Below are 12,632 nucleotides of genomic sequence, written 5' to 3'. Positions count from 1 at the left end.
CCGGCGGGAGCTGCGCCTCTCGCCGGGCTCAACGTCTCACTTGATCACGATGGTGGTGAGCGCCCTCGGCTGGAGCGTCACCGTGCGGCCCGTCACGGCTGACGGGGTGAGGTCGTTGGTGTTGTCGGTGACGTACGCGGTCGCCCGCCCGTGCACGCCCTTCCACGTGACGGGGGCTGTGCCGGTGTTGAGCGCCACGACCACGCGCGAGCCGTCGGCGTTGCGGAACGCTGAAACTTCCAGCGCCGGATCGGCCGCGCTCGCCTCCACCCGGACCGCGCCGGGCCGGATGAACCTGCTGTAGGCCGCCAGCGCCCACAGCCGCTTCGACACGTGGTACTCCCTGGCCACCTCGTCGAGCTGGAGCAGCGCCCTGGTCGCGCCGCGCGAGCCGCCCAGCCAGTAGACGTAGGCGCTGACGTCGCCCAGCGTGAGGGCGTCGTGCACGGCCTGCGCGATCGTGAAGCCGTCGTAGCCGCTGCCGTCGTCCCAGGCCTCGTTCCAGGTGCTGCCGTTGGGGTTCCACTCCGACATCCAGGTGTGCCTGCTCGTCGGCAGCGGGCCGTCCACGGGGCTGGCGTAGGTGTGGCCGGTGTGCGTCTTGACCCAGCGGCGGGCCTCGGGGTCGGCCTCGATCGCCGCCGTGTACGCCTTGGCCTCGTTCCAGCCGAACGAGTCGCAGCAGACCAGCCGCGTGTTCCTGGCGATCGGCCCGAGCACCTTGACGAACTCGGCGGCCTGCTCGGGGGTGAAGCGCATGGAGGCGTAGGTGGCCGTCCAGTCGGGCTCGTTCGTGAACCCGAGGTCGGTGATCTTGATGCCTTCCCGCGCGTAGAACTTCGTGTAGGCGACCAGGTAGTTGGCGTAGGCGCGCTGCCACTCTGGCAGCAGCGTGCCGCCGTTCTTGTCGTCGCCGTTGTCCTTCATGTAGCCGGGGGCGCTCCAGGCGTCGGCGAAGAAGCGCTTCACCCCGTACCTCTGGGCCTCCTTGGCCACCCAGACCTGGCTGTTGTCGTCGCCGTCCCAGACGTACTTCGGCGGGGCGTCGGGGCCGCCGGGGTTGTCGGGCTGGATCGACACCATGTGGTCGTACGGGCTGCCGGTGGGGGAGGAGCCGATGCCGAGCCGCAGGATGCTCAGGCCCGCGCCCTTGTCCCGGTCGAACCACAGGTCGAGGACCTCGCGCTGCTTGTCCGCCGGCAGGGCTTCGAGCAGCTCGTTGCGCCGGAACGCCTGGGAGACGCCGAAGCCGTCGATCTCCTGGTGCCGGACGCGCTCGTTCACGGTGATGGCCGGGGGATCGGCGGGGTGTGCCGGGTGCACCGCCGGTAAGCCGAGCAGGCTGATCGCGACGAGTCCTCGCAACATGGCGCGCCTCCGAAAGTTTCGGATACGTGACGATATATTTCGTCGATCGCCGGAACCGTAAGCGCCCAAGGGTGTCCCCGTCAACCACGAGCGCCCCCGGAGCATCGGGGGCGCTCGGCGGTGAAGCGTCAGCGGGCGGACTCGGCGCGCTCCTTGATGGTCAGCATCTGCCGGCGCACCGTCAGGAAGTCGCCGACGTCCTGCATCGCGAGGTACGTCGTGCCGCGCACGCCCGGCTGCGCGCGGATGCGCACCCGGAAGATCATCCGGGTCCTGCCGTCCTCCAGGTCACGCAGCGAGACGGAGCAGGTGGTGGTGGCGTCCTCGTTGCGCACCGCCATCACCAGCGTCCGCGGCGGCTCGATCTGCTCCACCACGAACCCGGGCCCGCCCCGCATGGTGTCACCCACCTTGAGATCCTGCGGCTCCCGTGCGGGCGGCTCCTCGTGCCCGCTCGTCGCGGGGCGCGGCGGCGAGTCGGGCTGGTAACCGCCGCCGAGCTGGACCAGCCAGGCCCAGACGGCGGCCGGGGGCGCCTCCACGGTGATCGCCCGGGTGGCCTGGTACTGCGGCTGCGTGACGAGGTCGTCGCCGGGCATGTCCGCGTGGACCTCACGGTCGTCGGCACCCCACCGCAGGTGCCACGGCCGGACGGCGAGCAGGTAACCCGCCGCCGCGCCGACCGCCAGCCTGAACAGAGAGCGCGGCATGAACATGAACATGCTTACTCCTTCGTTTCGCCGACTGAACCATATTGTCCGGTCGCGGGAAATGGCGCGAGATCAAATCTGGTCGGGCTTCCAGACCGTGAGATCGTACGTTTCCGCGATCGGCCGCCACGCCGCCGCGAAACGCGTTTTGGCCTGCTGTGCCGCCTCCGACCTGTCCAGGCCGCGCCGGTAGTCACGGTCGCCCTCCACCGGCGCCTCGCAGCCGTCCGCCACGTGCCGCCCCGCCCAGGCCAGGAACGCGGAGTCGGCGTCGTGGGAGGCGTCGAGCGCGTCCACCAGGGCGTCCTTGAGCCGGGCCCCGCCCCTCAGCGCGTCCACGCCGAGCGCGTGGGCGGCGGCGAGCTGGTCGCGGCGGCTGGTGGTGATGTCGCGGATGGCCTGGACGCCGTCGGGGTCGCAGCGGGTGGCGGCGGCGATGGCGTCGGAGAGGCTGGAGCGGGCTTCGTTGCTGCTCGACAACAGCTCGTCGAATCGCTCGGCCTGCTGCCTGGCCGCCCGCCCCGAGGAACGGCCGGTCGGAGCGCTGCGGGTCGGGGTGCTCTCGGGACTGCTTTCAGCGCCGGTCTCGGGGCTGGTCTCCGGGCTGGTCCCGGGCCCGTTCTCCGGGCCGTTCTCTGGGCTGCTGGGGGCGACGCCCTGGCCCGCGCCGGTGTTCTGGATCGGCTGCGACGGGTTGGCGGTCACGAACCACCAGGTCAGGACGAACGCGAGAACGGCCACGGCCACGCTGATCAGAACCGGTGCGCGCCGCCACGCCGGAGGACGGCTCCGCAGCCGCGCGGGCTCGGGGCCGGTGGAGAAGGACGCGGTCGGCTGCTCCTGCGGCCCCTGCTCGGCACGGCAGCGCGGGCACTGCGCCAGAGTGCCGACGTGCGATCCGCAGCGCTGGCAGAAGCGGCTCGAACCCGGTTGGTAGGCCACGGCGCCCTCCCGGAATATCCCACGAAAAGAGGGCAAATTGCTGTTTGCCCATCTTGTGGATTGTTTCGCGCTTTCCCGGTCAGGACGAGACTATGGGAAACAGCGTGCGTTCATCGCGTCCGCTGCTCAACTGCTCTCGCTCCTCATAAAAGGGACAGGCCGCCAGGCGACTGACGGCCCGTCCCGAACGGCTCAGCGGCCGAAGCAGATCGTGCGGCCCGCCTTCACCTGGTCCGCCTTGTACGTCACCTGGTCGATCGTCGCCCCCTCACCGTCCAGCAAAATGATCGTGTCCCCCTGGTTGCCGAGCTGCACCGCCGAGTCCAGCGTCACCCGCAGCGCGGCGCCGCCGTCGATGCCGCCGGTCAGGGGCTTGCGCCCGCCGGCCGCGTCCGTCAGCGCCCAGCCGCCGAGGTCGAGCGTCCCGGCCGTGCGGTTCAGCAGCGTGACGGTCTCGTTGCCGCGGTCGGCGCCCACCGGGTCGGGCAGGGCGGCCACGATGACCACGTCCCCGGCGGTGACGAGCGGCGGCTTGACCGGGGCTCCTGGCGGCGCCGGGTCCGGGCTGATGATGAAGTCCTCCGGCCACATCGTGAGCTGGATCTGCTGCCCCGACCCCCGGACGACGTCGTGCAGGTTGCCGCGTTCGAGCTTGGGGATGAGGAACAGCTCGTCGTCCCGGTTGACCGGGTCGGCGCGCAGCCACGCGTCGAAGCCGTCGAAGTCGGGGAACCCCGCCGCCAGGTACGGCACGACGCGCCGGAACAGCTTCGGCCAGATCACCAGCCGTTCCAGCCCGTTCAGGTCCCGTACGGCGGCGGCGCCGTTCGGGTCGGCCGTCGAGCGGGGCCAGATGCCGATGGCCTTGCGCCGGGCCGCCTGCGACACCTCGGCCAGGTGCGTGCGCAGCTCGGCGGGCAGCGTGGCGTAGAAGGCCGGGTAGACCAGCCCGGCGGCCAGGAGCTGGGCGTTGGCGGAACGGTCCACCAGCGGGCCGTCCAGGAACACGGTGGTTCCGTCCGCCCCCTGGTGGTCGCCCGCGAAGACGAACGCGATCAGCCGCCCGTTGGCGTCGACGCCGTTGGTGAGCACGTGGCCGCGGATGGAGTCCTGGTCGGCGGAGCGCACCTTGTTCGGCAGGTCCTCCCAGAAGCGCACGCCGGTGAAGCCGAGCAGGCGCAGCAGCTCGTCGCGGGCCGCGTTCGCCCCGTCGAGCTCCTGGTGGGTCTCCGCGAAGTGGGTCTCCAGCGCGTCGATGGCCTCCAGCCGTACGGAGACGCCCCGGGCGTTGAGGTTCGGCGGCCGGCCGGAGCGCCGCGGCAGCGCCTCGACCAGGGCGGGCGAGTCGGGCAGGAACTTGACGGTGTCGCCGTCGGGCTCGGGCCCCTGGCGGGGCAGATCCGGGTACCGGATCACGAAGCTGCCGCGTAACAGGGTGTAGCTCATGGAATCCCCCCATGCGAGCTGGTGATGTCCCCCGACTGGTAGCCAGCGGAGCGTAACTCGCATAAGGGGCATCGTCCATGAAGCCGGTCAGCGATACACGGCGACCGCCGCCTCGGCGACCAGCGTGTCCACCATCTCCACCAGCTCGGCCACCAGCGGGCCCGCGGCTGCGGAGATCTCCCGCAGCCGGGAGACCAGCCGGCCCGACGGCAGATCGAGGTAGAGCTCCTGCTCCAGCCGCAGCACCGCCACCAGGCCGCACAGCCCGGCGCAGCGCGCGTCCGGCGGTTTCCAGCCCTCGACCGCCGAGCGCACCCCCGAGGAGGCCCGCACGACCGAGGCGATGTCCGCGAGCTCGTAACGCGTGTACGGCAGCACCCCCATGCGCCGCTTGCTCACCCGGACGAGCACCCCCGAGTCGAGCAGGCCCTCGCGGGTGCGGTCGTGGAACCCGTCCGCCACCGCCCGTTTCAGCTCGGCCCTGGGGTCGGCGGGGGCGGGCCGGCCGGCGAGCAGCTGGTCGAGCAGGGCGGCGCCGGCCAGCCCGAGGGCCAGCGACGACTGGTGGATGAGCGGCCTGCCCGCCGGGTCGTGGGCGATCAGGTACAGGTCGTGGTGGAGCGGCAGCCGGTCCATCAGTCGGGGACGCTCCGCTCCAGTCGTCCTGGCCCGCCGGCCATGGTCTTGAGCGTCGGGGGGCGGCCGAGCGCGTACAGGATGATCAGCACCACGGCGCCGAGGCCGAGCCAGACGAGGCCGAGCACCTGCGCGAGCACGTTCGCGTTGATCACCACGAACACCAGGATGCCTGCCCCGATCAGTGGCGCGACCAGATGCGACCACACCTTGTTCGAGCCGCTGCGCAGCGAGTAGTGCACGATGACCGACACGTGCAGCACGATGAACGCGACCATGGCGCCGATGTTGATCAGCGTGGAGAGCAGGGTGACGCCGTCGTCGCGGGTGGACATCCAGACGCCGACGCCCACCGACAGCAGGCAGACCAGCATGATCGCGTTGGCCGGCACGGAGTGCCTGACCGACACCTTGGCCAGGAACGACGGGAGCTGCCTGTCGCGCGCCATCGCGTACAGCAGCCGCGAGACCGCCACCTGCGCGACCATCGTGTTGGCCAGCCCCCACGACAGTGCCGTGGCGAACGAGGTGACGTGCCGCAGCCACTCGCCGCCCGCCACGGCGGCCGCGTCGTAGAAGGCCGTGTCGCTGGGCTGCTGCAGCAGCCCCGCCGGGTCCGGCACGAGCAGGGCGGCCACCCACACCTGCACGATGAACAGCACGCCCGCCAGCAGCAGCGCCATCCGCATGGCCCTGCCCACCTGCGCGGAGCCGCCGGTGGACTCCTCCACCAGCATGCTGATCCCGTCGAAGCCGAGGAACGACAGGACGGCCACCGACACCGCCGCGAAGATCACCGGCCAGGAGAAGGTGTCCGCGTCGAACAGCGGGGAGAGGCTGAAGCCGCTGCCCATGCCCTGGAGCAGCGCCCAGAGGCCGATCAGGAGGAACAGCGCCAGCACCACCAGCTCGAACACGATCATGATCCGGGTGAGCTTGACCGTCATCCGGATGCCGCGCAGGTTGATCACCGTGTTGACCGCCACGAAGCCGATCAGCCAGGCCCACACGGGCACGTCCGGCACGCTGGCGTTCATGGCGACGGAGGCCACCAGGTAGAGCAGGCAGGGGACGAGGATGTAGTCCAGCAGGATCATCCACCCGGTCATGAACCCGACCGCCGGGGCGATGCCGCGCCCGGCGTAGTTGTAGACCGAGCCCGACAGGGGGAACGCCTTCACCATCTGCGCGTAGGACGCGGCGGTGAACAGCAGCGCGATCATGCCGATGAGGTACGCCAGCACCGGCATGCCGCCGGACTGCGCATAGACGGTGCCGAAGATCGCGAAGGGCGCGATGGGCACCATGAACGCCAGGCCGTAGAACACGAGGTCGGTCAGCCCGACCCCGCGACGTAACTCCTGCCGGTAACCGAACTGCTCAATGTTCTGTTGTGTGCGCACGACAGGCCTCTCCAGTCGTCATGCAAAGGGCGGGGGGTTCGATCCCGAGATCCTTTCGCAGCTCGGGGCCGCCTCGCAAGAGCGATCGGGGCACCTCGCCGCAGACCGGGGTGAAGGCCGCTGGTCACCCCGTGGCTGCTTGACTGCTCACTCAGTGCGATCGCTCTTGCGGTGAGCCGGGATCAGCCGAGCCGGGCCTGGAGGCCGTCCAGGACGCGCTGGAGCCCGTACTCGAAGGAGTCCTGATTGTTGCCGGAGGTGCCGCCGCTCTTCTGCGCGGCGTAACGGGCCCGCAGGCGCGGGTAGTCGCGCACCGCCTGCTCGGCCGCCGGCCACAGCTTCTCGGCCACCTCCTCCTCGCTCTGCCCGCTGCGCGCGACCATGGACAGCCAGGCCGCCTCGCTCGTCGAGATGCCCACCACGAACGCGGTCACCGTGGTCACCGCCTGATCGGCCTCGTCCAGGGGGAAGCCGGCGTCCTCCATGACCCCGAGCATGAACTCGCTCTGCCGCAGCATGTTGGGCCCCAGGTAGGCCAGCCCCGCCTCGCCGAGCTTGGCGGCCAGCCACGGGTGGCGCAGGATCGTGGCGCGCATGGCGCGGGCCACCTCGGTCACGGTCTCCCGCCACTCGCCCGTGCCGGGCAGTGGCAGCTCGCCGTAGACGGCGTCGAGCGCCAGCTCCAGCAGCTCGTCCTTGCTGGCTACGTGCCGGTAGAGCGAGGTGGCGCCGGCGCCGAGCCTGCTGCCCAGGCGGCGCATGCTGAGGTTGTCGGCGCCCTCCTCGTCGAGCAGGCGCACCGCCTCCGCCACGATGCTCTCGCGGGTGAGCAGCGGCTGCTGGCGCTCCTTGCGCGGGCGCGCCCATACCGAGGGGATCTGCTTGTCGTCGTCGGACATGCCCTTAGAGTACACCGTGCGCTGCGTGCGTACAGCGGACACGGCCCTTGACCGGGCCGTCCCGCGAACTAGATTCCTTGTACGGAGGTGACGCCCCCGTGGCAACGTACGCCTACCACTGCGCCGGCTGCGGCCCGTTCGAGGTGCGCAGGCCTATCGGCACCGCGGAGCCCGCCGAGCCGTGCGCCGCCTGCGGGGAGCCCGCCCCCCGCCGCTACACGCCGCCGCTGCTGGCCCGCACCCCCGCACCAGAGGCCCGCGCCCGGCAGGCGCAGGAGGCCAGCGCTCACGAACCCCAGGTGGTACGGCGGGCACCCGCCGCTCCCGAGCCGCCGCCGCCCGACCCCCGCTGGGCGGGCCTGCCCCGCCCATGACCGCCCCAAGGAGGGCCGTCCCATGCCGGAAGTCGTCTTCAGCGTCGACCAGACCCTGTCCATGGCCGCCCAGCTCGTCCCCGGGCACAACCGCTGGCACCCCGACATCCCGGCCGCCGCCACCGTGCGGCCAGGCTCGGAGTTCCGCGTCGAGTGCAGGGAGTGGACGGACGGGCAGATCGGCAACAACGACTCCGCGAACGACGTGCGCGACGTGGACCTGTCGGTCTGCCACATGCTCAGCGGCCCCATCGCGGTGGAGGGCGCAGAGCCGGGCGACCTGCTCGTCCTCGACATCCTCGACCTCGGCCCCGTGCCCCAGTCGGCCGGCGCCGCGCCAGGCGAGGGCTGGGGGTACACCGGGATCTTCGCCAGGGAGAACGGCGGCGGGTTCCTGACCGACCACTTCCCGCACGCGTACAAGGCGGTCTGGGACTTCCACGGCCAGCAGGCCACCTCCCGCCACATCCCCGGCGTGCGCTTCACCGGCATCACCCACCCCGGCCTGTTCGGCACCGCGCCGTCCGCCGGGCTGCTCGCCCGCTGGAACGCCAGGGAGCAGGCGCTCATCGACACCGACCCGGACAGGGTCCCGCCGCTGGCGCTGCCGCCGCTGCAGCAGGGCGTGCTGGCCGGCACGCTCAAGGGCCCCGAGCTGGAACGGGTCGGCAGGGAGGGCGCCCGCACCGTCCCCGCCAGGGAGAACGGCGGCAACCACGACATCAAGAACTTCACCCGAGGCGCCCGCGTCTTCTACCCGGTGCACGTGCCAGGCGCCCTGCTGTCGGGCGGCGACCTGCACTTCAGCCAGGGCGACGGCGAGATCAGCTTCTGCGGCGCCATCGAGATGGGCGGGTTCGTGGACTTCCACGTGGACCTCATCAAGGGCGGCATGGAGAAGTACGGCGTCACCACCAACCCGATCTTCATGCCGGGCAACGTCGAGCCGCGTTACACCGAGTTCCTGTCGTTCATCGGCATCTCCGTGGACCACGACACCGACACGAACCTCTACAACGACGCCACGATCGCCTACCGCAACGCGTGCCTGAACGCGATCGAGTACCTCAAGAAGTTCGGCTACAGCGGCGAGCAGGCGTACCTGCTGATCAGCGCCGCCCCTGTCGAGGGGCGGGTGAGCGGCGTGGTGGACATCCCGAACGCCTGCTGCACGCTCTACCTGCCCACCGCCGTCTTCGACTTCGACATCCGCCCCACCGCGCAGGGGCCGCGCCGCGCCGACCGGGGGTCGTGCGCGGTGAGCACCTGACTCAGTGCTTCATCCTGTGGGTCTCGGGGCCGTACCCGAGCGTGCCCATCATCCCCTGCTCCTGGTGGTAGAGGTTGTGGCAGTGGAACATCCACTCGCCGGGGTTGTCGGCCCGCACGTCGATGTTCAGCCGCTCGCGCGGCAGGATGTTCACGGTGTCCTTGCGCGGCCCCTGCGGCCCCGCCGACGTGCGCACCTGGAAGGTGTGGCCGTGCAGGTGCATCGGATGCCACATGGGCGACTGGTTGTCGAGCACGATCCTGATCGTCTCGCCGCGCTCCACCCGCAGGCGCATCGGGTCGGCGGCCAGCCGGTCGTTGAGCGTCCACTCGTTGCCGGACGGCCGCATGCCGAGCGTCACCGTGACGCTCCTCGACGGGCGCGGCAGCAGGTCCTGCCGCCGCGCCTTCAGGTCCGCGTACCTCAGCATCCGCTGCGTCAGCTCCCGCAGCCGCACGTCGCTGCTGGGCGCCGCCGCCCGGTGCGAGGTGCGCACGATCGCGAACGCCCGCGCCCCCTTCCCCTCCGCCTCCGCCACCAGCGGGAACGCCCCCTCACCCAGCCGGACGAGGAAGTCGTACCGCTCGCCCATGCCGATGAGGAACGTGTCCACGGCGACCGGCGCGCACGGGAACCCGTCGGTGTGCGTCACCGCCATCCGATGGCCGCCCAGCGCCACCCGGAACGCCGTGTCGGCCGCCGCGTTGATCACCCGGAACCTGACGAGCCGCCCCGGCTTGCTGGCGAACACCTCGGGCGCGTCCGCCGCCCTGCCGTTCACCAGATGGTACGGATGCCGCAACTCACCCACGACCCCGCCCAGCGCGGTGCTGCGCAGCGTGTCGTCGTGCGCGGTGCTGGCGTTCAGCCGCCGCAACGCCTCGTCCGGGGTGCCGATCACGCCGTCGAGCCAGTCGTCGAGCACGACCGTGAACTCCTCGTCGTACCCGAGCGGCTCGTGCGGGTCGGCCACGATGAGCGGCCCGTACAGGCCGCGGTCGTTCTGCATGCCGACGTGCGAGTGGTAGAAGTACGTGCCGGGGTCGGGCGCGGTGAACACGTAGTCGAACATGCCGCCCGGCCGCACCGCCTGCTGCGTGTAGCCGGGGGCGCCGTCCATCCGGTGGTCCAGCCTGATGCCGTGCCAGTGCACGGTGGTGTCCGCGGGCAACTCGTTGACCAGCCTGGCCCGCACCAGGCCGCCCGCCGTCGCCTCGATGCGCGGGCCGGGCAACCGGCCGTCGTAGGCCCAGGTGGAGACGGTGCGCTTGCCGATCGAGACCTTCGCGGGCCTGGCCCGCAGCACGGCACCCCGGTGCGGGCGGCCCGTCACGGCGCCCGCCGCCACGGGCGCCGCGCTGCTCAGTGCGGCGAACATGCCGGTCACGAACAACCTGCGGGACAAGCCCCGATACGAACCATTCACTGCCGATCCCCCCATTCACCTGGCAAGGTAACTGAGAGTGATCAAGAATGCGCCGCGCCACGCTGAAGATCAACCGGCTCCTGGCGGGGCGGTGGAGCCGCGCACGACCAGCGACACCGGCAGCAGCAGCGTGCGCGCCGGGCGTCCCGGGTCGTCGATGCAGTCCAGCAGCATGCGCGCCGCCTCCGCGCCCAGCTCGTGGTGCGGCACCGCGACCGTGGTCAGCGGCGGTCGCAGCTTGTCCAGGAACGGCATGTCGTTGAAGCCGATCACGCTCACGTCCCCCGGGCAGGACAGGCCGCGCTCGGCGAACACGTCGTAGCAGCCGAGCGCGATCAGGTCGTTGCCCGCCACGACAGCCGTGAACGCTGCGCCCCGCGACAGCAGGGCGCGCAGCGCGGCGGCGCCGTCGCTCTCGCTCCAGCGCGCGCACTCCGCCACCAGGTCGCCCGGCAGGCCCAGGTCGCGGACGGCGTGCCGGAACGCCTGGGCCCGCACCCGGCCGGTGGACGTGCTGAGGGGGCCCGACAGGTGGGCGATCCTGGTGTGGCCGAGGGCGGCGAGATGGCGGACGGCGGCTGTCACGCCGGTGGCGTCGTCGCCGGTGACGGCAGGGAGGCTGAGATGCTCGACCTGGCGGTTGATCAGCACCATTCGGACGCCCTGCTCGTGGAGCTGCTCCAGCAGCGGGTGCTCCAGGCGGGCGGTGGCGACGATGAGGCCCTCGACCTGCCGGGCGCGCAGCGACTCGATCTTGGCGCGTTCGCGTTCCGCGTCGTTGTCGGTGTTGACGATCCAGACGTTGTAGCCGCCGGACTCCAGCACGCTCTCCACCCCGCGCACGATCGGCGGGAACAGCGGGTTCGTCAGGTCGGGGATGACCAGGCCGACCGTGGCCGTGCGGGAGGTCTTGAGGCTGCGGGCCACCGAGTTGGGCTGGTAGCCGAGTGCCTGGGCGGCGCGCATGACGCGGCGGGCGGTCTCGGCGCTGATCTGCTGGCGGGTCTTCGGGTTGAGCGCGCGGGAGGCCGTGGCGGTGTGGACGCCGGCGGCCTCGGCGACGTCGCGGAGGGTGGGGGCGGGGTTCGGCTGGGTCATCGCGCACCCCGGTCGAGGAGGCCCCGCTCGAGGAGGCCCTGGGTGAGGAGGTCGCCGGGTGGGGCGGTGCCGTGGCGGCGGCGGAGGGTGAGGATCGTCGTCAGTGCCGCCGGGTCGGGGCGGCCGTCGGCGATCAGGCCCTCGTCGGGGTCCTTGAGGCGATTCAGGTAGCGGGCGGCGGTGTCGCGCGGCAGGTGCAGGGCCGCCATGGCCTCCTCCACGACGATGGTGTCGGCGTCACCCGCCAGGATCGCCCGCGCGGTGGCGGACAAAGCGCTTGCGAGCGCCCGCACGCCACCCCTGCCGCCGTCGCGCGTGCTGCCGTCGTGTGTGCTGCTGTCGCGCGTGGTGCTGTCGCGGGTGCCGCTCGCGGGGCCGTCCAGGGTGGGGCCCGGGGCGCACAGCACCGTTCCGAGGTACGGCCGGGGCGCCCCCGCCAGCCGCACCGCCCCCGCGTCCTCGGCCCGCAGCTCGGACCCCGCGTTCAGCATGGTCGCCGCGCACCCCCCGCCCAGCAGCGCGTCCAGGCGGCGCGGCGTGGACCCGAGCGCGACCGTGCGGTAGTCGCCGCGCGCCAGCCCCACCGCCTCCATCGCCGCGTAGAGCGCGAACGCGAACCCCGAGTCGGGCACGTCCACCCCCGCCACCTGCCCCTTCAGCTCCGCCGCCGACGCCAGCCCGGGCCGGGCGTAGAGCGCCAGCCCGAGCCCCCGGTCCACGGCGGAGACGATGCGCACGTCGAGCGGGTCCACTCGCACGAAGCGATGCGCGATGACGTTGTCCGGGCTGGTCAGGGCGGCGTCGAGGGTCCCGTCGAGCAGGGCGGCGAACTGGGCGGGCGAGGAGGCGACAGGCTGCTCGCGCACGCCGGGATCGACGAGCCCGAGCCGCCGCCCGGCGCGCAGCAGCACGCTCGGGCTGAAGACGCCCACCGTCAACGGCCCACCCGCCATCGGGTCCCTCCCGGAAGACTGCACTCGTTTGCACCGAAGTCACTTGACCCTTGACAGTAACCGCATCCCCACGGATGCTCCAGGGCAGCGCAATCGTTTGCGGGGGA

The 12,632-nt window shown here is 71.8% G+C and carries 12 protein-coding genes; 2 read left to right on the top strand and 10 right to left on the bottom strand.

Translation table 11 applies throughout. The features are described 5' to 3' along the window. Positions 1–36: 36 nt before the first annotated feature. From ABD331_RS04650 to ABD331_RS04620, 7 genes are all read right to left on the bottom strand, one after another. A complete protein-coding gene (locus tag ABD331_RS04650) occupies positions 37–1,368 on the bottom strand; it encodes a glycoside hydrolase family 30 protein (RefSeq protein ID WP_344470988.1) in 1,332 nt (443 codons plus the stop codon). Between the two features lie 128 nt (positions 1,369–1,496). Further along, on the bottom strand, positions 1,497–2,090 hold the full coding sequence (locus ABD331_RS04645) for a hypothetical protein (protein ID WP_344470986.1): 594 nt from the start codon (positions 2,088–2,090) through the stop codon (positions 1,497–1,499). 60 nt (positions 2,091–2,150) lie between these two features. Further along, positions 2,151–3,020 carry a hypothetical protein gene (locus tag ABD331_RS04640; RefSeq protein WP_344470984.1) on the bottom strand — a complete coding sequence of 290 codons (870 nt, stop codon included), beginning with the start codon at positions 3,018–3,020 and terminating at the stop codon, positions 2,151–2,153. 192 nt (positions 3,021–3,212) lie between these two features. After that, positions 3,213–4,466, bottom strand: coding sequence for a lamin tail domain-containing protein (locus tag ABD331_RS04635; protein ID WP_344470983.1), 1,254 nt, complete (start codon positions 4,464–4,466; stop codon positions 3,213–3,215). 87 nt (positions 4,467–4,553) lie between these two features. Beyond that, complete coding sequence (locus ABD331_RS04630; RefSeq protein ID WP_344470982.1) at positions 4,554–5,102, bottom strand: GOLPH3/VPS74 family protein; 549 nt, start codon at positions 5,100–5,102, stop codon at positions 4,554–4,556. Beyond that, positions 5,102–6,505, bottom strand: coding sequence for an APC family permease (locus tag ABD331_RS04625; RefSeq protein WP_344470981.1), 1,404 nt, complete (start codon positions 6,503–6,505; stop codon positions 5,102–5,104). Before ABD331_RS04625 ends, ABD331_RS04630 begins: the two co-directional genes overlap by 1 nt. Positions 6,506–6,687: 182 nt before the next feature. Then, the gene (locus ABD331_RS04620) at positions 6,688–7,404 is read right to left on the bottom strand and encodes a TetR/AcrR family transcriptional regulator (RefSeq protein WP_344470980.1); all 717 of its coding nucleotides are present in this window, start codon (positions 7,402–7,404) and stop codon (positions 6,688–6,690) included. 98 nt (positions 7,405–7,502) lie between these two features. On the opposite strand from ABD331_RS04620, the gene ABD331_RS04615 reads away from it, so the two are divergent. Both ABD331_RS04615 and fmdA read left to right on the top strand, forming a co-directional pair. Next, a complete protein-coding gene (locus tag ABD331_RS04615; RefSeq protein WP_344470979.1) occupies positions 7,503–7,778 on the top strand; it encodes an FmdB family zinc ribbon protein in 276 nt (91 codons plus the stop codon). Between the two features lie 22 nt (positions 7,779–7,800). Next, positions 7,801–9,048 carry a formamidase gene (gene fmdA / locus ABD331_RS04610; RefSeq protein WP_344470978.1) on the top strand — a complete coding sequence of 416 codons (1,248 nt, stop codon included), beginning with the start codon at positions 7,801–7,803 and terminating at the stop codon, positions 9,046–9,048. Position 9,049: 1 nt separating this feature from the next. Here fmdA and ABD331_RS04605 read toward each other — a convergent pair whose 3' ends face one another. The 3 genes from ABD331_RS04605 to ABD331_RS04595 form a co-directional block, all read right to left on the bottom strand. Then, on the bottom strand, positions 9,050–10,453 hold the full coding sequence (locus tag ABD331_RS04605) for a multicopper oxidase family protein (RefSeq protein ID WP_344470977.1): 1,404 nt from the start codon (positions 10,451–10,453) through the stop codon (positions 9,050–9,052). Between the two features lie 90 nt (positions 10,454–10,543). Beyond that, positions 10,544–11,572, bottom strand: a complete 1,029-nt coding sequence (locus ABD331_RS04600; RefSeq protein WP_344470976.1) for a LacI family DNA-binding transcriptional regulator — start codon at positions 11,570–11,572, stop codon at positions 10,544–10,546. After that, a complete protein-coding gene (locus tag ABD331_RS04595; protein WP_344470975.1) occupies positions 11,569–12,525 on the bottom strand; it encodes a substrate-binding domain-containing protein in 957 nt (318 codons plus the stop codon). The genes ABD331_RS04600 and ABD331_RS04595 overlap by 4 nt, the downstream gene beginning before the upstream one ends. Positions 12,526–12,632: the final 107 nt, after the last annotated feature.

Origin of the sequence: Nonomuraea monospora (genome assembly GCF_039531895.1) — a bacterium.
GTDB classification, from domain to species: Bacteria; Actinomycetota; Actinomycetes; order Streptosporangiales; family Streptosporangiaceae; genus Nonomuraea; species Nonomuraea monospora.
Note: the sequence above shows the minus strand (reverse complement) of the source record. Positions and strands in the feature narration are given on the sequence as shown.

Excerpts from the sequence above, each read along its gene's own strand:
- ABD331_RS04650 (WP_344470988.1), bottom strand. The coding sequence starts at position 1,368 with ATGTTGCGAGGACTCGTCGCGATCAGCCTGCTCGGCTTACCGGCGGTG.
- ABD331_RS04645 (WP_344470986.1), bottom strand. The coding sequence starts at position 2,090 with ATGTTCATGTTCATGCCGCGCTCTCTGTTCAGGCTGGCGGTCGGCGCG.
- ABD331_RS04635 (WP_344470983.1), bottom strand. The coding sequence starts at position 4,466 with ATGAGCTACACCCTGTTACGCGGCAGCTTCGTGATCCGGTACCCGGAT.
- ABD331_RS04630 (WP_344470982.1), bottom strand. The coding sequence starts at position 5,102 with ATGGACCGGCTGCCGCTCCACCACGACCTGTACCTGATCGCCCACGAC.
- ABD331_RS04620 (WP_344470980.1), bottom strand. The coding sequence starts at position 7,404 with ATGTCCGACGACGACAAGCAGATCCCCTCGGTATGGGCGCGCCCGCGC.
- fmdA (WP_344470978.1), top strand. The coding sequence starts at position 7,801 with ATGCCGGAAGTCGTCTTCAGCGTCGACCAGACCCTGTCCATGGCCGCC.
- ABD331_RS04600 (WP_344470976.1), bottom strand. The coding sequence starts at position 11,572 with ATGACCCAGCCGAACCCCGCCCCCACCCTCCGCGACGTCGCCGAGGCC.
- ABD331_RS04595 (WP_344470975.1), bottom strand. The coding sequence starts at position 12,525 with ATGGCGGGTGGGCCGTTGACGGTGGGCGTCTTCAGCCCGAGCGTGCTG.